Source organism: Streptomyces sp. NPDC054047 (genome assembly GCF_055585065.1).
Window position 1 is genome coordinate 270,961 of record NZ_JBVJKV010000005.1, and the last position, 22,597, is coordinate 293,557.

General features: G+C 70.7%; 20 protein-coding genes and 1 pseudogene. 13 read left to right on the top strand and 8 right to left on the bottom strand.

Going from position 1 to position 22,597, the window contains the following annotated elements:
• Positions 1 to 198: 198 nt before the first annotated feature.
• Both ACZ6ZP_RS20995 and ACZ6ZP_RS21000 read right to left on the bottom strand, forming a co-directional pair.
• A pseudogene (locus ACZ6ZP_RS20995) lies at positions 199 to 891 on the bottom strand (response regulator transcription factor); the annotation flags it as partial.
• Positions 892 to 935: 44 nt separating this feature from the next.
• The gene (locus ACZ6ZP_RS21000) at positions 936 to 1,247 is read right to left on the bottom strand and encodes a hypothetical protein (protein ID WP_454429238.1); all 312 of its coding nucleotides are present in this window, start codon (positions 1,245 to 1,247) and stop codon (positions 936 to 938) included.
• Between the two features lie 40 nt (positions 1,248 to 1,287).
• Between ACZ6ZP_RS21000 and ACZ6ZP_RS21005 the strand changes: the two genes are divergently transcribed.
• From ACZ6ZP_RS21005 to ACZ6ZP_RS21025, 5 genes are all read left to right on the top strand, one after another.
• The gene (locus ACZ6ZP_RS21005; protein WP_351167000.1) at positions 1,288 to 1,479 is read left to right on the top strand and encodes a hypothetical protein; all 192 of its coding nucleotides are present in this window, start codon (positions 1,288 to 1,290) and stop codon (positions 1,477 to 1,479) included.
• Positions 1,480 to 1,713: 234 nt separating this feature from the next.
• Positions 1,714 to 3,081 carry an aspartate aminotransferase family protein gene (locus tag ACZ6ZP_RS21010; RefSeq protein WP_351166998.1) on the top strand — a complete coding sequence of 456 codons (1,368 nt, stop codon included), beginning with the start codon at positions 1,714 to 1,716 and terminating at the stop codon, positions 3,079 to 3,081.
• A gap of 162 nt (positions 3,082 to 3,243) precedes the next feature.
• On the top strand, positions 3,244 to 3,957 hold the full coding sequence (locus ACZ6ZP_RS21015) for a GntR family transcriptional regulator (RefSeq protein WP_351166996.1): 714 nt from the start codon (positions 3,244 to 3,246) through the stop codon (positions 3,955 to 3,957).
• Complete coding sequence (locus ACZ6ZP_RS21020; RefSeq protein ID WP_469407830.1) at positions 3,954 to 6,428, top strand: dolichyl-phosphate beta-glucosyltransferase; 2,475 nt, start codon at positions 3,954 to 3,956, stop codon at positions 6,426 to 6,428. Before ACZ6ZP_RS21015 ends, ACZ6ZP_RS21020 begins: the two co-directional genes overlap by 4 nt.
• A gap of 125 nt (positions 6,429 to 6,553) precedes the next feature.
• Entirely contained in the window at positions 6,554 to 7,204 is a 651-nt protein-coding gene (locus tag ACZ6ZP_RS21025) for a hypothetical protein (protein ID WP_351166992.1), read from the top strand.
• Positions 7,205 to 7,313: 109 nt separating this feature from the next.
• Here ACZ6ZP_RS21025 and ACZ6ZP_RS21030 read toward each other — a convergent pair whose 3' ends face one another.
• Positions 7,314 to 8,129, bottom strand: a complete 816-nt coding sequence (locus ACZ6ZP_RS21030) for an SLATT domain-containing protein (protein WP_383815863.1) — start codon at positions 8,127 to 8,129, stop codon at positions 7,314 to 7,316.
• Between the two features lie 341 nt (positions 8,130 to 8,470).
• Here ACZ6ZP_RS21030 and ACZ6ZP_RS21035 point away from each other — a divergent pair, with 341 nt between their 5' ends.
• The 7 genes from ACZ6ZP_RS21035 to ACZ6ZP_RS21065 all read left to right on the top strand — a co-directional run bounded on the left by ACZ6ZP_RS21035 (position 8,471) and on the right by ACZ6ZP_RS21065 (position 15,182).
• Positions 8,471 to 8,812 (top strand): YbaB/EbfC family nucleoid-associated protein, encoded by a 342-nt coding sequence (locus ACZ6ZP_RS21035; protein ID WP_160506267.1) that lies wholly within the window; start codon positions 8,471 to 8,473, stop codon positions 8,810 to 8,812.
• Between the two features lie 67 nt (positions 8,813 to 8,879).
• Positions 8,880 to 9,479 (top strand): recombination mediator RecR, encoded by a 600-nt coding sequence (gene recR, locus ACZ6ZP_RS21040; RefSeq protein WP_125514107.1) that lies wholly within the window; start codon positions 8,880 to 8,882, stop codon positions 9,477 to 9,479.
• A complete protein-coding gene (locus ACZ6ZP_RS21045) occupies positions 9,472 to 10,239 on the top strand; it encodes a DUF5063 domain-containing protein (protein WP_399975784.1) in 768 nt (255 codons plus the stop codon). The genes recR and ACZ6ZP_RS21045 overlap by 8 nt, the downstream gene beginning before the upstream one ends.
• 283 nt (positions 10,240 to 10,522) lie before the next feature.
• Positions 10,523 to 11,794, top strand: coding sequence for an aspartate kinase (locus ACZ6ZP_RS21050; protein WP_351166984.1), 1,272 nt, complete (start codon positions 10,523 to 10,525; stop codon positions 11,792 to 11,794).
• A complete protein-coding gene (locus tag ACZ6ZP_RS21055) occupies positions 11,791 to 12,855 on the top strand; it encodes an aspartate-semialdehyde dehydrogenase (protein WP_351166982.1) in 1,065 nt (354 codons plus the stop codon). The genes ACZ6ZP_RS21050 and ACZ6ZP_RS21055 overlap by 4 nt, the downstream gene beginning before the upstream one ends.
• 432 nt (positions 12,856 to 13,287) lie before the next feature.
• Positions 13,288 to 13,947, top strand: a complete 660-nt coding sequence (locus tag ACZ6ZP_RS21060) for a SigE family RNA polymerase sigma factor (RefSeq protein ID WP_344530452.1) — start codon at positions 13,288 to 13,290, stop codon at positions 13,945 to 13,947.
• Complete coding sequence (locus tag ACZ6ZP_RS21065; RefSeq protein ID WP_361467825.1) at positions 13,944 to 15,182, top strand: hypothetical protein; 1,239 nt, start codon at positions 13,944 to 13,946, stop codon at positions 15,180 to 15,182. Before ACZ6ZP_RS21060 ends, ACZ6ZP_RS21065 begins: the two co-directional genes overlap by 4 nt.
• Before the next feature lie 76 nt (positions 15,183 to 15,258).
• On the opposite strand, the gene ACZ6ZP_RS21070 is transcribed toward ACZ6ZP_RS21065, so the two are convergent.
• Together ACZ6ZP_RS21070 and ACZ6ZP_RS21075 are read right to left on the bottom strand one after the other, a co-directional pair.
• Complete coding sequence (locus tag ACZ6ZP_RS21070; protein ID WP_351166977.1) at positions 15,259 to 16,038, bottom strand: SURF1 family protein; 780 nt, start codon at positions 16,036 to 16,038, stop codon at positions 15,259 to 15,261.
• Between the two features lie 108 nt (positions 16,039 to 16,146).
• Positions 16,147 to 17,976, bottom strand: coding sequence for a S9 family peptidase (locus ACZ6ZP_RS21075; protein WP_468614475.1), 1,830 nt, complete (start codon positions 17,974 to 17,976; stop codon positions 16,147 to 16,149).
• Between the two features lie 72 nt (positions 17,977 to 18,048).
• On the opposite strand from ACZ6ZP_RS21075, the gene ACZ6ZP_RS21080 reads away from it, so the two are divergent.
• Positions 18,049 to 18,873 carry a class I SAM-dependent methyltransferase gene (locus ACZ6ZP_RS21080; protein WP_351166973.1) on the top strand — a complete coding sequence of 275 codons (825 nt, stop codon included), beginning with the start codon at positions 18,049 to 18,051 and terminating at the stop codon, positions 18,871 to 18,873.
• Positions 18,874 to 18,897: 24 nt separating this feature from the next.
• On the opposite strand, the gene ACZ6ZP_RS21085 is transcribed toward ACZ6ZP_RS21080, so the two are convergent.
• The 3 genes from ACZ6ZP_RS21085 to ACZ6ZP_RS21095 all read right to left on the bottom strand — a co-directional run bounded on the left by ACZ6ZP_RS21085 (position 18,898) and on the right by ACZ6ZP_RS21095 (position 22,434).
• Positions 18,898 to 19,488, bottom strand: a complete 591-nt coding sequence (locus ACZ6ZP_RS21085) for a hypothetical protein (protein ID WP_351166971.1) — start codon at positions 19,486 to 19,488, stop codon at positions 18,898 to 18,900.
• Positions 19,489 to 19,595: 107 nt separating this feature from the next.
• On the bottom strand, positions 19,596 to 21,635 hold the full coding sequence (locus ACZ6ZP_RS21090; protein ID WP_469407831.1) for a hypothetical protein: 2,040 nt from the start codon (positions 21,633 to 21,635) through the stop codon (positions 19,596 to 19,598).
• A gap of 238 nt (positions 21,636 to 21,873) precedes the next feature.
• Positions 21,874 to 22,434 carry a hypothetical protein gene (locus ACZ6ZP_RS21095; RefSeq protein ID WP_351166967.1) on the bottom strand — a complete coding sequence of 187 codons (561 nt, stop codon included), beginning with the start codon at positions 22,432 to 22,434 and terminating at the stop codon, positions 21,874 to 21,876.
• Positions 22,435 to 22,597 lie beyond the last annotated feature (163 nt).

Sequence of the window (22,597 nt, forward strand, 5' to 3'; positions counted from 1 at the left end):
GTCGCCGTCGCTGCTGTCGCCGCTGTTGCTGGTGTGGGGCGCCTCGCTGATGTGGGGCGGGGCCGCGCCGGTATGTCCGTCCTCGCTATCGTCCGGTGGCCGCCTTGCTGCTTCGGCTCCGGAGTGCCGCGAGCCGTGCTCCGGGCGGACATACCGGCACGTCCCCTCAGGTGCGTCGCGCGGCTGCGGGAGCGTGGGGGCCGGGCGTTCTTCGGGGGGTGTCAGCTTTACGCCCACCGTGCGGACGGTGTGGAGGTAGCGGGGGGCCTGGGCCGTCTCGCCCAGTTTTCTGCGGAGCCAGGAGAGGTGGACGTCGACCGTCTTGTCGGCGCCGCCCAGGGGTTGCTGCCATACCTCGGCGAGGAGTTCGCGGCGGGAGACGACCTGGCCGGGGCGGTGGGCGAGGTAGGCGAGGAGGTCGAACTCGCGCGGGGTGAGGTCGAGGGGGTGGCCGTCGAGGGTGACTTCGCGGGAGGCGGTGTCGAGTGTCAGACCTCCTACGTGGAGGGGCTCTTCGGCTGTCTCGGTGGCGCCGAGGCGGCGGAGGACGGCCTTGATGCGGGCGTCCAGTTGGGCGGCGCCGAAGGGCTTGACGATGTAGTCGTCGGCCCCGTCCTCGAGGATCGCCACCATCTCGGGTTCGTCGTCGCGGGCGGTCGCGACGATGACGGGTACGTCGCTGACGGAACGGAGCATGCGCAGGATCTGGGAGCCGTCCACGTCCGGGAGGCCCAGGTCGAGCACGACGAGGTCGGGGCGGTTGGTGACCGCCGCGTCCAGGCCTGCCATGCCGCTGGGCGCGGTGGCGACGGCGTGCCCTTTGTCGCGCAGGGCCCGCACGAGGGCGCCGCGCAGCTGGGGATCGTCCTCCACGACGAGAAGATGGGCCATACATCCACCGTAGTCAGGTGCTTTGGGCAGCCCTTAACCGGGCGTTAGGAAACTGTGCGGCACAGTGGCCGGATGAGGAAGTGGCGGAGCGCGGTGGTGACCGCGGCATGGGTGGGCGTGGGCACGGCCGCGGGAGCGCTGGGCGCTTGGCAGTTGGCCACGGCGGACAGCGCGGGCGGCGCGGCACACAGCCGTCCCCTGGACGAGGGAGCGGTGGAGAGGGCGCTGGCGGCGACATCGGCGACGCCAAGGGCATCGCCATCCCCATCCCCCTCGCCATCCGGCTCATCGAGCACGCCGAGCACACCGAGTACGCCGTCGGAGAAGCCGTCCGACCGGTCGACCCTGAGGTTCACGGGCGGGACGGCGACGGTCGAGTGCAGGGGAGACGGGACGGTGTACCTGGTCTCGTGGAGCCCGGCGGACGGTTTCCACATCGACGAGGACGTGGAACGGGGCCCGGGCGCGGTGGCCCGCCTGGAGGCGGAACCGAGCGATGACGACGACGAGCGGGACGATCTGCCGTACGAGATCAGGTGCGGGGAGGAGGGCCCGGGGGCGAGGGTGGTGGCGGACGCGGACGACTAGCCGGTGGGATTCTCAGCCTGTCCGGCGTTTGAGGACGAACTCGGCGGAGCCGGTGATGGACGGCGGCCAAGGCTCCCGCGCCAGAGCGGGTTTTCGGGAAGGGGCGGGGTTGGGGACAAATCCCTCACCCTGTGCCCGGCCCCGGAGGGGCAGACACACTGTCCAGTACCCCCCACCCCCGCGAAACAGACCGCCCATGTCCAGTCCACACCGTGGACACTTACCCTCGCCCACATGACCCCTCAGCCGAACCCGAACCCCCAGGTCGGCGCCGCCGTAAAGGCGGCGGACCGCGCGCACGTGTTCCACTCCTGGTCCGCACAGGAGCTGATCGACCCCCTCGCCGTAGCCGGCGCCGAGGGCTCGTACTTCTGGGACTACGACGGCAACCGCTACCTCGACTTCACCAGCGGCCTCGTCTTCACGAACATCGGATACCAGCACCCGAAGGTCGTCGCCGCGATCCAGGAGCAGGCGGCGACGATGACGACCTTCGCGCCCGCCTTCGCCGTGGAAGCCCGCTCCGAGGCCGCACGCCTCATCGCCGAGCGGACCCCCGGCGACCTCGACAAGATCTTCTTCACCAACGGCGGCGCGGAAGCCGTGGAGAACGCGACCCGCATGGCGCGTCTCCACACCGGCCGCCCCAAGGTTCTCTCCGCCTTCCGCTCGTACCACGGCGCCACCTCCACCGCGATCAACCTCACCGGCGACCCCCGCCGCTGGGCCTCCGACAACGGCTCGGCGGGCGTCGTCCGCTTCTGGGCGCCGTTCCTCTACCGCAGCGCCTTCTACGCCGAGAACGAGCAGCAGGAGTGCGAGCGCGCCCTCCAGCACCTCGAGGACACCATCGCGTTCGAGGGCCCGCAGACGATCGCGGCGATCATCCTGGAGTCCGTTCCGGGCACGGCGGGCATCATGATCCCGCCGCCGGGCTACCTCAAGGGCGTACGCGAGATCTGCGACCGGTACGGCATCGTCTTCATCCTCGACGAGGTGATGGCGGGCTTCGGCCGTACGGGCAAGTGGTTCGCCGCGGACAACTTCGACGGCGGCATCGTGCCCGACCTCCTGACCTTCGCGAAGGGCGTGAACTCGGGTTACGTCCCGCTGGGCGGGGTGGCGATCTCCTCGGCCATCGCCGAGACGTTCGCCCGCAGGCCCTACCCGGGCGGTCTCACGTACTCCGGCCACCCGCTGGCCTGCGCGGCGGCCGTGGCGACGATCAACGTCATGGAGGACGAGGGAGTCGTCGAGAACGCGGCCCGCGTGGGCTCGGAGATCATCGCCCCGGCCCTGGCGGAGCTGGCCGAGCGGCACCCGAGCGTCGGCGAGGTCCGCGGCCTGGGCATGTTCTGGGCCCTGGAGCTGGTCAAGAACAAGGAGACCCGCGAGCCCCTGGTCCCGTACAACGCCACGGGTGAGGCGAACGCCCCGATGGCGGCGTTCGGCGCGGCGGCGAAGAAGCAGGGCCTGTGGCCCTTCATCAACATGAACCGCACCCACGTGGTCCCCCCGTGCAACATCACGGAGACGGAGGCGAAGGAGGGCCTCGCAGCGCTGGACGCGGCGCTGACAGCAGCGGACGAACACATCTCCTGACCCCGGCTTCGGGTCTCGGGCCCGAGGCCCCAGCCTCCGGCCCGAGACTCCAGCGGCGAATCACCCCGGCCCCCCGGAACCCCGACCGCGTAGTCTGACGTGCTCGTACGTAAGAACGAACAAGAACGAAGACGTCGACCCAGACTCCGCGGGGGAACCCAGATGCCCGGCACCGACGGCTCCGCCGTCATCCGCAGCACTCTGCGCCAGCAGATCGCCGACGCGCTGCGCGACGAGATCCTCGGCGGCCGTCTGGAGCCCGGCCAGGAGTTCACGGTCAAGGAGATCGCCGAGCAGTACGGCGTCTCCGCGACCCCGGTCCGCGAAGCCCTGGTGAACCTCGCCGCGCAAGGCCTCCTCGACGCCGACCAGCACCGCGGGTACCGCGTCCACGAGCACACCCTCGCCGACTACCGCGGCATGCTGGAGGCCCGCGGCCTCGTCGCCGACGGGATCTTCCGCGACCTGATCACGAAGGGCACCCCGCTGGGGCCCGGGGGCCAGAAGGAAGCCGCCGCCGCCCTCATCTCCGTACGCCGCCGCGGCGAGGAAGCCGCGCGCGCCGCCTGCGCGGGCGACCTGAACGTCCTCATCGGCTACGACCTGCGCTTCTGGCGCGAGCTCAGCGCCCTCTTCGGCAACCCCTACCTCTCGGACTTCCTGCACCGCATCCGCGTCCAGTCCTGGGTCTGCGCCGTCACCTACCTCCGCCGCGCCGTCGAACGCGGCGACGGCGACCTGCGCGGCACCCTGTGGGCCCGGCACACCGAGCTCGTCGACGCCCTCGCGCACCGCGACCCCAAGGCCGCGCACGCGATCGTCGCCGAGTACAACGCCCACTCACTCGAACTCATCGAGCGGCTGGCCGCTGCATGAGTGTGGATCTGACCGTCGTCGTCCCCGCCTACAACGAGGAGCGGCGCCTGGCCCCCACGCTCGACGCGATACGGGCGTACCTGGACGAGGGAAGCGACGAGGGAAGCGACAGGGCAAACGAGGGCAACGGCGGCGAGCGGCCCCGGTGGGAGCTGATCGTCGTGGACGACGGCTCCAGCGACGGAACGCTCGACATCGCCGCCGACGCCGAGGCCGCCGACCCCCGCGTCCGCCTCGTCCACTCCGACCGCAACCTCGGCAAGGGCCACGCCCTGCGCCTGGGCGTCCTCGCCTCGCGCGGCGACCGCGTCCTGATCACGGACGCCGATCTGGCCACCCCCATCGAGGAGCTGGAGTGCCTCGACAAGGCGCTCGCCGACGGCCACGCGGCGGCGATCGGCTCCCGCGCCCGCCCCGGCGCGACGATCGAGAGCCACCAGCACCGCCTGCGCGAGCTCCTCGGCCGTACCGGCAATTTCCTGATACGCACGGTCGCCGTCCCCGGAGTCCGCGACACCCAGTGCGGCTTCAAGCTCTTCGACGGCGACCGTGCCCGCGAGGCCTTCGCCGCGTCACGCCTGCGCGGCTGGGGCATAGACGTCGAGATACTGCAGTACTTCCGCCGCTCCGGCTGGCCGGTCGCCGAGGTGCCGGTGCGCTGGGCGCACCAGGAGGGCTCGAAGGTCCGCCCGTTCGACTACGTGAAGGTCCTGGCCGAACTGACCTCGCTCAAGGCCCGCACCGTCCGCCCGAGGGACCTGCTCGTCGCGGCGCTCTTCCTGGCCATGGCGGTCACCCTCTACTCGGGCCGCCTGATCGCACCGGGCGAGCGCTATCTCCCGGACTCCCTCCAGGACCAGAACCAGTGGGAGTGGTTCTTCGCGGTGACGGCGGACAACGTCCGCCACCTCCAGAACCCCCTCTTCACCACCCTCCAGAACGCCCCCGACGGCGTGAACCTCATGGCCAACACGGTCATGCTCGGCCTCTCCGTCCCCTTCGCCCCCGTGACCTGGCTCTTCGGCCCCGCCGTCGCCCTGAACGCGGCGATGACGCTGGGCCTGGCCGCGACCGGGGTCGCCTGGTACTGGCTGATCCGCAGGCGTCTCGTACGTCATCGGGGCGCGGCGGCCGTCGGCGCGGCGCTCGCGGCCTTCGCGCCACCGATGATCAGCCATGCGCACGCGCACCCGAACTTCATGGTCCTGTTCATGATCCCGCTGATCATCGACAGGGCGCTGCGGCTCTGCGAGGGGGAGAGCACGAAGGTCGTACGCGACGGGGTCGTGCTCGGGCTCTTCACGACGTACCAGATCTTCCTCGGCGAGGAGCCGCTGCTGCTCGCGGCCGTGGGCATGCTGCTGTTCGCGGCGGCGTACGGGGTGGTGCGCAGGGATGTGGCCAGGGCGGCGTTCCGGCCCCTGGCGCGCGGTCTGGGAGTGGCCGTGGCGGTCACGCTCCCGCTGGTCGCCTTCCCGCTCTACTGGCAGTTCTTCGGGCCGCAGAGCTACACGAGCGTGCTGCACGGCGACAACGCGGGCAACAGCCCGCTCGCGCTCATCTCCTTCGCCGAACGCTCGCTCGCGGGCAGCGAGAAGACCGCCGATGCGCTCTCCCAGAACCCCACCGAGCAGAACGCGTTCTACGGCTGGCCCCTGGTCGCCCTCGCCTTCGCGATCGTCGTACGTCTCTGGGAGCGGGCCCTGGTGAAGGCGCTGGCCTTCACGGTGCTCGCGGCTGCCTTCCTCTCCCTGGGCCCGAAGTTCCGCATTCCGCTGACGGACGTCGTGCTGCCCGGCCCGTGGGCGCCCTTGGCGCACGCACCCCTCTTCGAGTCGGTCATCGAGTCGCGGGTGGCGATGGTGTGCGCCCCGGCGCTCGGCATGCTGGTGGCGCTCGCGCTGGCCGGGCTCCTTGCTTCCGGGCGCCGTTCCGCGCACGGGATGACGGCCGCGCAGTACGCGGGGGTGGCCGCGGTCGCGCTCGCGCTGCTGCCGATCGTGCCGGCGCCGCTGCGGGCCGTGGAGCGGGCGCAGGCCCCCGAGTTCATCGCGCAGGGGACCTGGAAGAAGTACGTGGGGGAGGGCGAGTCCCTGGTGCCGGTACCGCTGCCGGACCCGGCCGACGCGGAGGCGCTGCACTGGCAGACCACCGCCGGCCTGGGCTTCCGCCTTCCCGGCGGCTACTTCAACGGGCCCTGGGGCCCGGACCGCATCGGCATCTACGGCGCCCAGCCCCGCAACACCTCGAACCTCCTGCGGGACATACGTTCGTCGGGCCGCGCCCCGCAGATCACGGACGCGTGGCGCCGGGCGGCCCGCGAGGACCTGGCGTACTGGAACGCGGGCGTCCTGGTCCTCGCGCCGCAGGAGCACGACGCCGAACTGCGGGCGACGGTGGAGGAACTCCTTGACCGGCCCGGAAAGTGGGTAGACGGGGTGTGGATCTGGGATCTGCACAGGGGCAGCTAGAGGGCATCCGCCCGGACTACGCTGCCTGAACGCAAGGAACGTCCGACGTCCGACATGCCGTCCGATATGCCGTCCGCCATGCCGTCCGAGCATGAGTCTGAACCGACCTGACCTGAGGAGCACCCTTGGCCTGTGACCTGTGGCTGGTCCCGCTCGTCGACGTGCTGTGCCACAGCCCCGACAATCCCTTCGCGGAGGAGATCGCGGCGTACGACAAGGCGCTGCACGAGGCGGGTCTGCCCTCCGTCCCCGTCTTCGCCTACATGCCGGGCCTGTCCGGGGACGTGGCCCCGGTGGCGGGCTTCGACTACGACGCGCTGCATTTCCTGCGCCGGGCGTATCTGCTCCAGGTCTGCGGCCTGGAGGTCACGCCGGTGGACGAACTGGGCGGGGACTACGAGCAGTTGCTGGAGATGTTCGACACGACGGCTCAGCAGTCGCACCTGGTCTGGCACTACGACCACGCGGGGGCGTACGTCCCCGTCGACTTCCCGGCGCCTCTCTCCAACGACGAACTTCTGTCCGGGGGCGGGCCGTTGGGCTCGGCGCAGGCGTTGCTGAGGGAACTGGAGTTCGTCGCTCCGTCCATCGGCATAGACGCGGCGAACCCTCCGCGTCCGCCGACGCCCCCCGAGGCGCCCACGTCCCTGGAGGAACCGGCCGCCCCGGCTCCGCCGGACGACAGCCCCTTCGCGAGGGAGCGGCACGTGTGGCTGGGCCTGCACGCGGCCACCACCCGAAGCCTGGCGCAAGGCTCAATGATCATCTACAGCTGACCGCCGCCGCGCCCCTGACCCCGCCGCCGGGGGCTTTTCCGGCGCCTCCGGCCGAGCGGGTCGTCGGGAAGGGGCGGGATCGGGGGAACCCCCGCGGGGACCCCGCCCCTCACCGCGGCTCCGGTGGCCGTTGCCGCGGCATGTTGGGGCGGGCCCCCGGCGGCAGCGCGGCCCGGGCGGGGGCGGTGCCTGCCTCTCCTCGGGAGGCCGGGACCACCGCCTGCATGGCCAGCGGCGCAGGACCCGACCGGAACTCAATCATCCAGTCCGCGGTCTCGGCCCGCACAAGCTCCGTCACGTCCTCCGAGAACCGCCGCAGCACCCCGAGGCACCGCTCGGCGGCCTCACTCGCCGTCCCCTCGGTGGGCCCGAGAACCTCCCGCACGCTCTCCGACGCCCAGTCGAACTGGAGCACCTGAAGCCGCCGCTGCACCGCCTGCGCCGTCGCCACGTCCCGCATCCACCCGGACGTGAGCCCGAAGAACCGGTCGCACCCCACGCACGCGGCCCCCGCGAGCAGCGAGACGAACCCCCACGTGGCGACACCCCCCACCGCCCCCGCCAGATCGAGCAGCGGAAACACCCCCGCGCCCACGGCCCCCGCCGCCGCCCCCACCCGCGCGAGCCGCGCCCCGCGCCGCTTCCAGGACCGGTCGGACAGGTACCACTCCGCGGTGTTGAGCGCGCCCCGCTCAACCCACCGGTACAACTCGTCGAGCCGCTGAGCGGGCTCACCCCAGTCCCCGAGAGGGAACGCCCGCCCCGTCAGATCCCCGAGCCGGAAGCCGTCCCCACCAGGAACACCACGCTGGGCACCCGAACCAGAACCAGCACCGGAGCCGGACCCGGCACCCGCCCCCGCACCCGCCCCGGCACCCTGCCCCTCATGGGGCACCCCCTCGGGCTGCATATCCGGCTGGCTCACCCGGCACTCCCTCTACCTCTACGAGATCCCTGACGTGTTCCCTGCGGCGGTTCCGTACGGTGCGCGCCCTGTGACAGCTGGTACTGAAGCGACAGATGTCATCTGCTCATGCGCAGCCCCAGTCCTACCGCCCAATGGGTGGCCGTGAGCCCGGTTTCGCGGTATTTCCGCCCGGAAGAGGTGCTTGATCAGGTATAGGAGGACGGCCCATCTCACTCGAAAGAGTGCTGGGGCGAGGGCACCCCCGACCACGTAGGCTCATTCCAGGTGGAAAATCCGCCGTAAATACCTCCACGGACCGTCCCAGAACGTCCCAGAATCATCCGAGACAGGAGCTGATCGTGATCCCCGGTGGTGGCCAGCCCAACATGCAGCAGCTGCTCCAGCAGGCCCAGAAGATGCAGCAGGACCTCGCGACCGCGCAGGAGGAGCTCGCGCGCACCGAGGTCGAAGGCCAGGCGGGCGGCGGTCTCGTCAAGGCGACGGTCACCGGCTCCGGTGAGCTGCGCGGCCTCGTGATCGACCCCAAGGCGGTCGACCCGGAGGACACCGAGACCCTCGCGGACCTGGTCGTCGCGGCGGTCCAGGCGGCGAACGAGAACGCGCAGGCGCTCCAGCAGCAGAAGCTGGGCCCGCTCGCGCAGGGCCTGGGCGGCGGAGGCATCCCGGGCCTTCCCTTCTAAGAGGGCCGCAGGCCAACTACCGTACGTACCAAAGTGTGATACTCGGCAAAAGCAGGAAAGGCACCCCGTGTACGAAGGCGTGGTTCAGGACCTCATCGACGAGTTGGGCAGGCTGCCCGGCGTCGGTCCCAAGAGCGCGCAGCGGATCGCCTTCCACATCCTGCAGACGGAGCCGACGGACGTACGCCGCCTCGCGCACGCCCTCCTTGAGGTCAAGGACAAGGTCCGCTTCTGCGCGACCTGTGGCAACGTCGCGCAGGAAGAGCTCTGCAACATCTGTCGCGACCCCCGCCGCGACCTCAGCGTCATCTGCGTGGTCGAGGAGCCCAAGGACGTCGTGGCGATCGAGCGTACGCGCGAGTTCCGGGGGAAGTACCACGTTCTGGGCGGAGCGATCAGCCCGATCGAAGGGGTCGGCCCGGACGACCTGCGGATACGAGAGCTGCTCGCGCGGCTCGCGGACGGCACGGTCACCGAACTGATCCTCGCCACGGACCCGAACCTGGAGGGCGAAGCCACGGCGACGTACCTCGCGCGCATGATCAAGCCCATGGGCCTGAAGGTCACCCGCCTGGCCAGCGGGCTCCCTGTCGGGGGAGATCTGGAATACGCGGACGAGGTCACCCTGGGCCGCGCCTTCGAGGGGAGACGACTCCTAGATGTCTGAGAACCAGCCCGAGCAGTCCACGCAGCCGGAAGCGACGCTCGCCCCCGAGCCGATCGCCGTCCCGGAACCGATCGTTGTCCCCGAGTCGCTCGTCACGGCCGATTCGACGGTCCTCCTGCACGCGTCCGCCCAGGACCCGGACTCCTTCGCCGTGCAGATCTCCGACCAGATCGAGAGCTTCATCGTCGCGGTGACGGAGGTGGCGAAGGGCGACGAGCCGGACTCGGCGGTCCCCTTCCTCCTCCTGGAGGTCTCCCAACTCCTCCTGGCCGGCGGCCGCCTGGGCGCGCACGAGGACATCGTCCCCGAGGACCGCTACGAGCCGGATCTCGGCCCGGAGCGGGACGTGGACGACCTGCGTCAGCGCCTGGCCGCCATGCTGGAGCCGATCGACGTCTACTCCGAGGTCTTCGATCCGTACGAGCCGCGCAAGGCCCCGGTGGCCTGCCGCATCTCGGACGACCTGGCAGACGTCGTCGCCGACCTCTCCCACGGCCTGGCGCACTACCGCGCGGGCCGCACGGTGGAGGCCCTCTGGTGGTGGCAGTTCTCCTACTTCTCGAACTGGGGCTCCACCGCATCGGGCGCCCTGCGGGCCCTCCAGTCCCTGGTCGCCCACGTCCGCCTGAACCAGCCCCTCGAAGACCTCAACGGCCTGGACACGGACGAGGACCTCGCCGAGGACGCGCTGGCCGAGGCGGCGGGCAAGGTCATGGCGGAGGAGATCGCCGGTCCCCTGGGGCTGCGCTCGGTGCAGTGACCGCCGGGCACGGACCCCTCCCGGTCGCCGTCCGTCACCCCTCGGTGACACGCCCCGCTCTGTGAGCCGCCCCACTTTCCGGAGTGCTCCACTCCCCAGCGGGCATGTGCCAAGCCGAGCGGTCGAAACGTACGCCCCGAGCAGCGGGAGCGTATGCCGGTGGATGATCACCTAGTGGGCGGGACATCTCACGATGTGATATCTGCGAGGCGAATTTCGGCCGCTCGTTAGACTGAGCCGACCGCAGCAGTGCGGTAAGAGACGGACTGAGCGAGGAGCGCACGTGAGCCTTGTCGTGCAGAAGTACGGAGGCTCCTCCGTAGCCGATGCCGAAGGCATCAAGCGGGTCGCCAAGAGGATTGTCGACGCCAAGAAGAACGGCCATCAGGTCGTTGTCGTGGTGTCCGCCATGGGTGACACGACGGATGAGTTGATCGATCTTGCCGGGCAGGTATCCCCGATCCCTGCCGGGCGTGAATTCGACATGCTGCTGACCGCCGGGGAGCGGATCTCCATGGCCCTCCTGGCCATGGCGATCAAAAACCTGGGTCACGCGGCCCAGTCGTTCACGGGCAGCCAGGCCGGTGTCATCACCGACTCCGTCCACAACAAAGCGCGGATCATCGATGTCACGCCGGGCCGCATCCGGGCCTCGATCGACGAGGGCAACATCGCCATCGTCGCCGGGTTCCAGGGCGTCAGCCAGGAGGGCAAGAACATCACCACGCTCGGTCGTGGTGGATCCGACACGACCGCTGTCGCCCTCGCGGCCGCGCTCGACGCGGAGGTCTGCGAGATCTACACGGACGTGGACGGCGTTTTCACCGCCGACCCCCGTGTGGTGAAGAAGGCCCAGAAGATCGACTGGATCTCTTTCGAGGACATGCTGGAGCTCGCGAGCTCCGGGTCCAAGGTGCTGCTCCACCGCTGTGTGGAGTACGCCCGCCGATACAACATCCCGATCCACGTCCGCTCGTCCTTCTCGGGACTGCAGGGCACGTGGGTCAGCAACGAACCGCAAGGGGACCGCAAGGTGGAGCAGGCCATCATCTCCGGTGTCGCGCACGACACCTCGGAGGCCAAGATCACGGTCGTCGGCGTGCCGGACAAGCCGGGTGAGGCCGCCTCGATCTTCCGCGCGATCGCGGACTCCGGGGTCAACATCGACATGATCGTCCAGAACGTGTCGGCGGCCTCGACCGGTCTCACGGACATCTCGTTCACGCTGCCCAAGTCCGAGGGCCGCAAGGCGATCGACGCGCTGGAGAAGACCCGCGCGAACATCGGCTTCGACTCCCTGCGCTACGACGACCAGATCGCCAAGATCTCCCTGGTCGGCGCGGGCATGAAGACGAACCCCGGCGTCACCGCCGCCTTCTTCGAGGCGCTCAGCGACGCGGGCGTGAACATCGAGCTGATCTCGACCTCCGAGATCCGCATCTCGGTCGTGACCCGCGCCGACGACGCGAACGAGTCCGTGCGTGCCGTGCACACCGCCTTCGGCCTCGACTCCGACACGGACGAGGCCGTGGTCTATGGAGGCACCGGGCGATGACCGGAAAGCCGACGCTCGCGGTCGTCGGAGCGACCGGGGCCGTCGGCGCGGTCATGCTCCAGATCCTGTCGCAGCACGCCGACATCTGGGGCGAGATCCGACTCGTGGCCTCACCGCGCTCGGCCGGCAGGAAGCTGGCCGTGCGCGGTGAGGAGGTCGAGGTCCTCGCGCTGAGCGAAGAGGCCTTCGACGGCGTCGACGTGGCGATGTTCGACGTGCCCGACGAGGTCAGCGCGCAGTGGGCGCCCGTCGCCGCGTCCAAGGGCGTCGTCGTCGTGGACAACTCCGCCGCCTTCCGGATGGACCCGGACGTGCCGCTGGTCGTCCCCGAGGTCAATCCGCACGCCGCGCGCGTACGCCCGCGCGGCATCGTCGCCAACCCGAACTGCACGACCCTCTCGATGATCGTGGCCATCGGCGCGCTGCACGCCGAGTTCGGGCTGCGCGAGCTGATCGTCTCCTCGTACCAGGCGGTGAGCGGTGCCGGACGCGACGGCGTCGAGACGCTGCGCCGCCAGATGAAGCTGGTGGCGGGCTCGGAGCTCGGCACCAGCCCCGGTGACGTACGACGTGCTGTCGGCGACGACACCGGGCCCTTCCCGGAGCCCGTGGCGCTGAACGTGGTGCCGTGGGCCGGGACGCTGCGGGACGACGGCTGGTCCTCCGAGGAGATGAAGGTGCGGGACGAGTCCCGCAAGATCCTCGGTCTGCCCGACCTGAAGGTCGCGGCCACGTGCGTACGCGTGCCGGTGGTGACCACGCACTCCCTGACCGTCCACGCGCGCTTCGAGGACGAGGTCACGGTGGACCGCGCGCGCGAGATCCTGGCCACCGCGCCGGGCGTCGTGCTCTTCGACAATCCGGCCGCCGGGGAGTTCCCGACCCCCGCCGACGTGGTCGGCACCGACCCCACGTGGGTCGGCCGGGTGCGGCGCGCCCTCGACGATCCGACGGCCCTCGAACTCTTCGTGTGCGGGGACAACCTGCGCAAGGGGGCCGCGCTGAACACGGCCCAGATCGCGGAGCTGGTGGCGGGGGAGTTCACCGGCCGTCACTCCTGAAGGGCTTGGCCTCGTCAGTCCTGACTGGCTGCATGCGTCAGTCCTGACGGCGCATACGGGCCCAGACGGGGGCAGAAGGGTGCAGGCGGAGGAGCAGGTCCGGACCTGAGGGATCCCCGCCGTGAAAGCCGTTGTGGGATCTGTGTAAGTTCTGTGTCCAACTTGGTGGCCAGGATCGCTTGAACTGGACCATTGCCGCGTTCGAAGATTCGCAATATTCGTCCCCGTCCACTGCAACCGGCAGCAGGGCGGGGCGCGTCTTTGCGATCGCCCTCCAGGGGGCATGACCTGAGCGCTGCGAAAATTGGGCATAGGGGAAGAGCTGGTACGCATGGGGGCATTTGATGCATCGTCACCGACGGCGACGATGCCTGCCGCAAACGCGCTGCGCGATGCGTACAACCCTCAAGGGGGTAAGCGTGTCCAACAGGCGTGGCAGAGGTACTCGATTTCACAGCGGTTCAGGCGAGGGGCGCGGCCCTGCGTCCGCCTCGCCGTCCCCGTGCGCCCGCCGGCATGCCGGTGATCGCCCCCATGCCCACCACGAGATCGGCCCGCATCCCGACGCAGCGCGAGGGCGCTGAGGAGACGATGAGCGCGGGCACCACAGTCGACCACCTGACCGAGACCTACCGCGCCCACTACAGGTCGCTCCTCGGCCTCGCGGCGCTGCTTCTCGACGACACGGCCTCCTGCGAGGACGTCGTGCAGGAGGCGTTCATCCGGGTGCACTCGGCGCGCAAACGCGTGCGGGACCCGGAGAAGACGCTCGCCTATCTGCGGCAGACGGTCGTGAACCTCTCGCGGTCCGCGCTGCGGCGCCGGATTCTCGGCCTGAAGCTTCTCTCGAAGCCGATGCCGGACATGGCGAGCGCCGAGGAGGGTGCGTACGACCTCCTTGAGCGGGACGAGCTGATCAAGGCGATGCGCGGCCTCCAGCGCCGTCAGCGCGAGGTCCTGGTCCTGCGGTATTTCGCGGACATGACCGAGGCGCAGGTCGCCGAGACCCTGGGCATATCGCTGGGGTCCGTGAAGGCCTACGGCTCGCGCGGGATCGCGGCTCTGCGGGTCGCCATGGAGGCACCGGCATGAGCAAGCATGAGTACGGGCGCGAGCACGAAGAGCGCGCCGAGTTTGAGCGGCATGCTGGGGACGAAACTGTGAAACACGGCCAGGGCGAGGAGCCCACCGCGTCAGAGGACGGGTCCGGGGCCGAGATCGAGTCCTCCGGGGCGGAGGTCGGCGCAGGGTCCGGCCCCGAGCCGGATGCCGAGGCGGGCGCGGAGACCGGCGCCGAGACCGGCGCTGCTTCACCCCTGGGGGCGGGTGCCCTCTTCGGCGGCGAGGAAGGCTCCGACGAGCTGGCGCTGCGCAGGCTGATGCGTTCGGCCGTCCAGGAGATCGAGCCAGGGGATCAGGCCCTGGAGCGGCTGCGGCACGCGGTGCCCGCCCGGCGGGCGCGCAAGCGCCAGGCCGTGGTCGGGATGGCCGCCGCCGCGCTCTTCATCGGCACCGCCATCCCCGCTCTCGTGCACGTGACGAACTCCGGCGGCGGCTCGGACGACCGGCCGTCGATCGCCGGCAACAGCGAGCAGACGCAGGGCGGTTCGAGCCAGGGCAAGGGCCCTGACGGCGGGGAGAAGGGCGCGGGCAAGGACTCCGGCCCCTCCAAGTCCAAGGACAAGAAAGACAAGAAGGACAAGAAGGACGGCAAGGGGAAGGGCGAGGCCAGCGGCGGCGCGACCGGCGGCCCCAACCCGGAGGGCACCGCATCCGCCGACTCGCCCGCCTGCACGGTGGACCAGCTCGGCAACGCCAGCGGCAGCGCGGGCACGGCGGAGGCCGACGGCAAGGTGTACGGCAGCTTCCGCGTCGCCAACATCTCCACGAGCAGCTGCACGGTCAGCGCCGCGGGCAGCGTGAGCACGTCGACGACGGGGGCGGCCGACCCCGCGAAGATCGGCGTCACCGACCATGTGGCGGGCGACGCGGCCACCGGCCTGCCGGACCCGGCCCAGGCGGTCAGCTCACTGGTCCTCCAGCCGGGTGCCGCGTACGAGGTGAAGTTCGCCTGGGTGCCGTCCGAGGCGTGTCCCACCGACAGCGGCGAGCCCTCGCCCGACCCGACGCCCACGGAGGGCGGCGGCACGGACGGCGGCGTACCGGGCGGCACGGAGCCGCAGATGGTGCGCGAGGACGGCGGCGTCCTGGACGGCAGCGTGACGGTGTCCCTGACGGCGCCCCTGGGCTCACCCGCGGCGGGCGCGACGATCAGCAACGCGTGCGCGGGGACGGTCTACCGGACCGGGATGCTGTCGGCGTCGTAAGCGACGCCGGCGCCCGCAGTCGAAAGCCGGTCGGGCTCCAGCCCGACCGGCTTTTTCGAGGCTTGGGGGGAGAGTCCTACTCCTCCGGCAGGAGCCCCAGCTCGGCGTCCCGAGCGAACTCCCGCTCCCGCCGGAACAGCCGGAACCACATGAAGACGACGAACCCCGCGAAGACGAACCACTCACCGGTGTAGCCGAGGTTCTGGAAGGCCTTGAGGTCGAGCCCGGAGTTCTCCGGAGTGGCCGCGGGCACTGCCTTCATGCCGGAGTCGCCCTTCTCCAGGGTGACCCAGGCGTCGTACACATCGCTGCGGACCACGTTCACCAGCGAGGCCGCGCTGATGGCGCCCAGCTGCCCGTCCGGCAGCCCTCCGGCCGCGCTGACCCCGTTCGACCCCGGGCTCTCAGAGGCCTGTAGCGCGCCCGTCACGGTGACCTCGCCGGACGGCGCCGCGGGAGCCTTCGCCGCACTCGCGTCACCGGGGAGCCAGCCCCGTACGACGGGCAGGTCCTTGCCGCTTTCGGTGCGCAGGAGCGTCAGGACGTAGTACCCGGACTTGTCGTCCAACTCCCGGTCCGGGACGAGCAGTTGCTTGCCGTACCGCCCCGTCGCGGACGCCCGTTCCCCGGACGTCTTCTGGTCCACGGGGAGCAGCGAATCCAGCGGCTTGGCCTTGGCCTCCGAGCGGGACGGCGACGCCTGCCGGTCGGCCTGCTCCTGCGCGGCGTCATGCGCCTCGACGCGGTCCTCGAACCGCCCCAGCTGCCATGACCCCATGAAGACGCAGACGGGGATGGCCAGCAGTACGAAGACGTTGATCCCCCACCAGCGGGGCGTCAGCAGGAACCGGTACACACCCCCACGGTACGGGGACGCCCCGGGGAGACGGGCCGCGGGGTTGGCGAAGCCACCGCCTCCCCCGCGGGCGCACCTCGGAGCCCTGCCCCGCGGCCGGGCCCTCGGCTAGCGGAGGTGGCGCTCGGCGAAGTCCAGTTCCAACCGCACCTGCTTGATCCGCTCGTCCACGACGAGCGAGCCGTGCCCCGCGTCGTAGCGATACACCTCGTGCACCGCGTCCCGCGCCTTGAGCCGGTCCACGTAGTTGTCGACCTGGCGGATCGGGCAGCGCGGGTCGTTCACACCCGCCGAGATGTAGACCGGAGCCTTCACCGCGTCCACGTACGTCAGCGGGGACGAGGCCTCGAAGCGCTCCGGGACCTCCTCGGGCGTACCGCCGAGGAGCGTGCGGTCCATGGCCTTCAGGGCCTCCATCTCGTCGTGGTACGCCGTCACGTAGTCCGCGACGGGCACCGCGGCCAGGCCCACCGCCCACGCGTCGGGCTGGGTGCCGACGCCGAGCAGGGTGAGATACCCGCCCCAGGAGCCGCCCGCGAGGACGATGCGGGCCGGGTCCGCCAGGCCCGACGTCACCGCCCACTCCCGGACCGCCGCGATGTCCTCCAGCTCGATCAGGCCGACGCGGTGCTTGAGGGCGTCCGTCCACTGCCTGCCGTACCCCGTCGAGCCGCGGTAGTTGACCCGCACGACCGCGTACCCGTGGTCCACCCAGGCCGCCGGGCCCGCCGCGAACGCGTCGCTGTCGTGCCACGTCGGGCCGCCGTGGATCTCGAAGACCGTGGGAAGCGGTCCTGTCGCGCCGGCCGGCTTCTGCACCAGGGCGTGCACCCGGCCGCCGGGGCCCTCCACCCACACGTCCTCCACCGGCACGGAGGCGGGGGCCTTCATGCCGGGCGGGTCGAGCACGACGCCGCCCGTCGTGGAGCGCACCACCGGCGGCTCGGCGGCCGACGACCACAGGTACTCCACGCTGCCGTCAGGCCGCGCCGTCGCCCCCGAGACCGACCCGGCGGGCGTCTCGACCCTGACGAGCTCGCCCGCGGCGAATCCGTACCGGAACAGCTCGCTGCGGGCCTCGAAGCTGTGCGCGATGAGCAGGGCGGAGCCGTCCGGATACCACTCGGCGCTCACGTCCCCCGGCAGGTCGAGCGCCAGGTCCGTCTCCTCGCCCGACGCGACGTCCCACACCATCGGCTCCCAGCGGCCCCGCCGCTGATGCCCGACGAGCAGCCGCGCGTCCCCGTCGACCGGCGCGAAGCCGAGGACCTCCAGGCCCAGCTCGACCGTGCCGCCCTCGGTGTCGTCGAGCTCGGCGACCGTGGAGCCGTCCGGCCTGATCACCCGGAGGGTGGAGTGCATCGCGTCGCCGTGCTCCGTGTGCTCGACGGCGATCAGCGAGCCGTCGTAACTGAGGTCGCCGACGCCCGCGGACTCGCGGTGGCGGTAGATCTCGACGGGGTCGGCGCCCGGGGAACGGACGACATGGATCGTCGAACCCTCGTCGTCCGTCGAGCGGCCGACGACGGACATCCGCCCGTCCCGGGAGAGGGCGAGGCCCGCCGGATACGACGCGTCGAGCCCCGCCACCGCGGGCTCGTCGGGGCCGCCCGCGAAGGGCTGGCGCAGCCATACGCCGAATTCGTCGCCGTCCGTGTCGTTGAACCACCAGATCCACTCGCCGTCCGGCGAGAGGAGTCCGTCCGTCGTGCCGTTCGGCCGGTCCGTCACCTGGCGCTGCTCGCCGGTGGCGCGGTCCCATGCGTACAGCTCGTACGTCCCCGTCGCGTTCGACACGAACAGGGAACGGTCGGGGGCGTCCTCCGCCCAGTCGGGCAGCGACACCCGCGGCGCACGGAACCGCTTCTCCCACTCCGGCATCTCCGCTCCCGCACCCGCACCCGACGTGTCCACTGCACCCGCACCCAAGTCGCTCATGGACCCCATAGTGCACGCACGCGCCGACAATCCGCTGGCGAGGGTCCCCAGCCTGTGGATAACTTTCTGGACATGTACTCACCGACCCCCTCCGACTGGCGCGAGGCCAACCGAAAACGCTGGGACGAGCGCGTCCCCCTCCACCTCGCCAGCGACTACTACGACCTCGAGGCCTTCCGCTCCGGCCAGGACCCCCTGCGCGGCTTCGAGCTCGCCGAGGTCGGTGACGTCACCGGGCGCTCGCTGCTCCACCTCCAGTGCCACATCGGCCTGGACACCCTCTCCTGGGCGCGGCACGGCGCATCGCGCGTGGTCGGGCTCGACTTCTCCGAGCCCGCCGTCGACGCGGCCCGCGACCTGGCCGCCGAGCTCGGCCTCACCGCCGACCGGGCGTCCTTCGTCGCAGCCGACGTGTACGACGCCGCGGACGCGGTGCCCGACTCCTCGTACGACATCGTCTACACCGGCGTAGGAGCCCTCTGCTGGCTCCCCGACATCCAGCGGTGGGCCGAGACGGCTGCCGCGCTCGTCGCGCCCGGCGGCTTCCTCTACCTCGCGGAGTTCCACCCGCTCTCGGACATCCTGGACGACGCGACGGGCTCACGGATCGAGTACGACTACTTCGCCCACGACGCCTGGATCGAGGAGACGCCGGGCGGCTACGCGGACATGACCACCCCCACGGTCCACAACCGCAAGGTGGAGTGGCAGCACCCGGTGGGCGAGGTCATCACGGCGCTCGCGTCGGCGGGCCTGCGCATCGACTTCCTCCACGAGCACGACACCACGCTCTTCGAGCGCTTCGGCACCCTCGAACTCCGTGACGGCGCCTACCGGTTCCCCGCGGACCGCCCGCGCATCCCCCTCATGTACTCCCTCAAGGCGAGCAAGGCCTGACGACCAGCACAGGACACACCCGGCTCACGGCATCGGCCGCATCCACCCCTCCCACACGAGCCCGTCCGGCAGCGGCCCCTCGGTCTCCCCCCGGCGGGGCGGTGCCGTCGATCCCGGCCCGCCCGGATCGAACTCCCCGAGCTTCGTCCAGCCCCATGACCGCAGCACTTCCCGCCCCAGGTCGTCGTCCCGCTTGATGACCGCGACGACCAGATCCGTGGCGTGCCGGATGAGCAGCAGCGTGCGCAGCCGCTCCGAGATGCCCCGGCGCCGGTAGGCGGGCACCACCATCAGCTCGGTGAGGATGAAGACCCGGCCCGATGCCGTGCGTTCCTCGACCTCCGGGGGAAGGACGCCCCGGAACCCCTCCCACCACTCGCCGGTACGCGCGGCGCGGTAGCCGTACAGACAGCCGACCAGTCCCGCCGCGTCGGCGACGACCATGTCGAAGTCGGGCCGCTGCACGGTGTTCTCGAAAAGGCGCAGAAACCCCTGCCGGTCCCGGTACTCGGCGCCGGCGTCTCCTTCGTAGGCCTCGACATAGACGTCGGCGACCGCTTCCCGCTGCTGCTCCGCCTGCCAACGGGTCAGCCGTCGCAAGAACACCTCTGCCATTTGTTCCTCCACCCGCCCCTGTCGAGGGAACCCTCGGCACCCCTCGACACCCCTGGACTCCGCATGGTGGCACCACGAAACCGTGAGCGGAACGGCTTCCCCCGAAGTCAGGGGCGCTTGAACACTCCGGTCAGCCCCGCGATCAGCATGGCGGCGAGTGCCCACCCGGCCAGTGTGTAACTGGCGGCCCAGACGGCGGTGCCCTCCGTGGCCAGAAATCGCGAGCGCTCACCCAGATTGGCACCCGGGATCAGGAGGTCGGCGGTGTATATCGCCCCGCTGAACTCCACGTCCGGATCGAGAGTTCTGGCCCGGACGATGTCGTCGTGTTCGTAGGCACGGGAGAACCAATAGCAGCCGAAGGAGTAGAGCACCGCGATCGGCAGGAGAATGAGCCACGGCTGGTATCCGAATCCGATGGTGCCCCGCAGGATGCCTTTCCAGGCAGTCCGGAAGGGCAGCATCTTTCTGTCGGCCCGGGTCTTCGGATGGTTGCGCCTGCGCCATTGCGCGGTGATCTGCACCTTGCGTGCGTCGCGTTCACTGCCCTCACGCTGATAGACGTCGGCCAACTGCCGGTAGGGCTGCGGCACGAACCCCTCGGCGTCACGGCTGATCCAGTCGAGCCGCTTGGCCGTCACCATGTGCTCGTCGTCCGCCGCGGAGCCGATGCTGTTGTACGTGAATCCACTGAGCCGGATCGCGTGCCCGCCGCGCCAGGCCTTGGCCGAGTCGTCCCAGCGCCCGACTTTCGCGGACCGCAGATCGACCACCCCGTACAGGTGCTCGGGCCGGAACAGAACACCCCGGGTGACCTCCGCACTCAGCAGCGTGATCGCGCATTTCCCCGCGGTGGTCGCCGTGAAGCTGCCGCCTTTGCAGTCCAGTTCACCGATGTGCGCGCTGGTGAAGTCCACTTCGCCGACGGCCGAGAAACCGGCGGAACACTTCGCGGTGCCCAAGACGGTGAGCCGTTTGGCGTCGATGGCCTTCTCGTCCTCGGCCGAGTTGGTGAAGCTGCCTTCGCGCAGATCGAGGTCCCCGCCGATCCGCGCGCCCGCGAGGTCGACCTCGCCGTCGGCGCGAAAGCCCTTCGAGCACTTCATCGTGCTCTCGACGGTGAGGCGTTCGGCGCTGAGGGCCTTTCCGCCTTTGGCCTCATTGGTGAACGTACTGTCAAGAAACTCCAGTTCGGCGCCGATGCGAGCGCCGATCATCCGCACCTCGCCGACCGCCGTGAAGCGCTCCTTGCACAGCATCGCCCCGATGACGGAGGTGCCGTACAGATTGAGCGCCGGCGTACTCCCGTCGACCTGCGTGAAACTGCCGTGCGAGCAGTCCAGATCGCCGCCGATCCGCGACCGCCCCAACCGGACTTCCCCCAGGGCGGTGAATCCTCCGCACAGGAACATCGACCCTTTGACGTCCAGCCCGTAGGCATCGAGGGCGAGATTCCTGCCCCCCTCCGAAGCGCTGTTGTCGAAGGAGGACTTGGCGCAGTTCACCTGCCCGCCGATCTGCGCGCTGATGAGCCGAACCCCGCCGGTCAGCCTCGCCTTCACGAACCACAGGCTGCCGTCCACGGAGATCCTGCTCGCGTCCAGGGCCTTGCCCCCGGGATTGGTGAAGGTGCCGTCGTCGCAGTCCAGCGTTCCGTGGATGTGCGCGCCCTGGAGCTGGACCTCGCCGGTCGCGGTGAACCCGTCGCCTAGGCAGAGATCGCCCTGGGTGTGCATCGCGCGCCCCTGGAACCCGCGGGCGTGGCATCCCGGCAGCTGGATGCGGACCGCGCGTGCGTCGTTGAACAGGAGCGGTGTCTCGGCCGCGAAGTAGCAGTCCTCCAGATACAGCGGCCGGGTCAGGACCGCCGCCGTCAGATCGAGGGTGCCCACGATGCGCGCCCCGGCGAGCCACAGGGTGCGGTGCGTGCCCGTGGGCGCGCTGCCGCCCTGCCCGATCAACAGCTTCGCGAGCATGGAGGCGTCCACTTCGCGCGCGGCTCCCCAGTGCTCCCCGCCCGCGGCGTCGACGCGCGCGGATGTCGCCGCGCCGCCGCCCGCTCCCGCCGCCCTGGGCCGCAGGTCCACCTCCTCACCGGCGCCCAGCTTCTCCTCATGCGTACGCGGCACGTGCGGCTCTTCGGTCATGGCGGCCTCCCCCTGGCCTTTTCCGCTCCAGGATGGCAGCGGCCCGCGCGGGAGGAGGAGCTGGTGAGGGCGAGAAGGGGATCGGTTGTGGAGGGCTCAACTGGCGGATTGCGTAGGTCAGTTGCTGCCGGTGCGAAAACCTGGCGACGACGTACGGCGTAGGGGACTGACCAGCGGCGGACCACCCCAGGCGCAGAGGGCAGAACGCCGAACGCCAGAAGGTCAGAAGGCCAGAAGGTCAGAAGTGCAGCATCGACATGACCTCGGGGCTCCGTACGCCCGTCGATACGGCGGGGACGTCCACGCCGGGTCGGATCCAGCCGGCACGCTCCGCCGCCGTGACGGCGGCCTTCTCCGCCGTGTCCGCCTGGGAGTTCAGGTCTTCGTCCGTGCCGAGGTGCTTGGCCCCCGCCGCTGCCGATGCGGCCAGGGATGCCTGCAGCGCGGCCTGGCACGCGTCGCGGGACGGGGCGGCGTCGCCGTCGACGAGTCGCGCCATCTGGGCGGCCTGCGCGGCGGAGGCAGCGGCATTTCTTGCGCAGCGCGAGTCCGCGGCCGGGTCGGGCGGGCTCTCGGCGAGCACGGCGAGAGCCTGCGCCGCCACGCGCGCGGCGTGAGCGGCCTTCCAGACGGCGTTCTCGTCGGCCGGTGAGCCGTCCGGCCGCTGATCTGCCGCGCCGTGCTCGATGTAGTGGCTCAGGGCGGCTGCCCGAGCCGCCGCGCTCTCGGCCCGCGCGGCGTGGCCCTGCCTGAGGGCCGCTGCCTCCGGCCCGTGCATCTCCCGGTCGCGTTCGCTCATCGGCCTCTCCTCGTCTGCCAGAACGCAGTGCAGTCAAACGCAGTGCAGTCAAACGACGGTGCAGTCAAACGACGGTGCGGTCACACGACGGTGCGCGCGTGCTCATGCCGCCTGCCCCGGCGTCGTACACGGCCCGTGGAGGCGGATGTGCCGGGCGGCAGGG

Bases quoted from the DNA above. Each gene is read 5' to 3' on its own strand.
- ACZ6ZP_RS21080 (WP_351166973.1), top strand. From the start codon at position 18,049: ATGTACTCACCGACCCCCTCCGACTGGCGCGAGGCCAACCGAAAACGC.
- ACZ6ZP_RS21010 (WP_351166998.1), top strand. From the start codon at position 1,714: ATGACCCCTCAGCCGAACCCGAACCCCCAGGTCGGCGCCGCCGTAAAG.
- ACZ6ZP_RS21015 (WP_351166996.1), top strand. From the start codon at position 3,244: ATGCCCGGCACCGACGGCTCCGCCGTCATCCGCAGCACTCTGCGCCAG.
- ACZ6ZP_RS21085 (WP_351166971.1), bottom strand. From the start codon at position 19,488: ATGGCAGAGGTGTTCTTGCGACGGCTGACCCGTTGGCAGGCGGAGCAG.
- ACZ6ZP_RS21065 (WP_361467825.1), top strand. From the start codon at position 13,944: ATGAGCAAGCATGAGTACGGGCGCGAGCACGAAGAGCGCGCCGAGTTT.
- ACZ6ZP_RS21020 (WP_469407830.1), top strand. From the start codon at position 3,954: ATGAGTGTGGATCTGACCGTCGTCGTCCCCGCCTACAACGAGGAGCGG.
- ACZ6ZP_RS21090 (WP_469407831.1), bottom strand. From the start codon at position 21,635: ATGACCGAAGAGCCGCACGTGCCGCGTACGCATGAGGAGAAGCTGGGC.
- ACZ6ZP_RS21055 (WP_351166982.1), top strand. From the start codon at position 11,791: ATGACCGGAAAGCCGACGCTCGCGGTCGTCGGAGCGACCGGGGCCGTC.
- ACZ6ZP_RS21045 (WP_399975784.1), top strand. From the start codon at position 9,472: ATGTCTGAGAACCAGCCCGAGCAGTCCACGCAGCCGGAAGCGACGCTC.
- ACZ6ZP_RS21095 (WP_351166967.1), bottom strand. From the start codon at position 22,434: ATGAGCGAACGCGACCGGGAGATGCACGGGCCGGAGGCAGCGGCCCTC.
- ACZ6ZP_RS21075 (WP_468614475.1), bottom strand. From the start codon at position 17,976: ATGAGCGACTTGGGTGCGGGTGCAGTGGACACGTCGGGTGCGGGTGCG.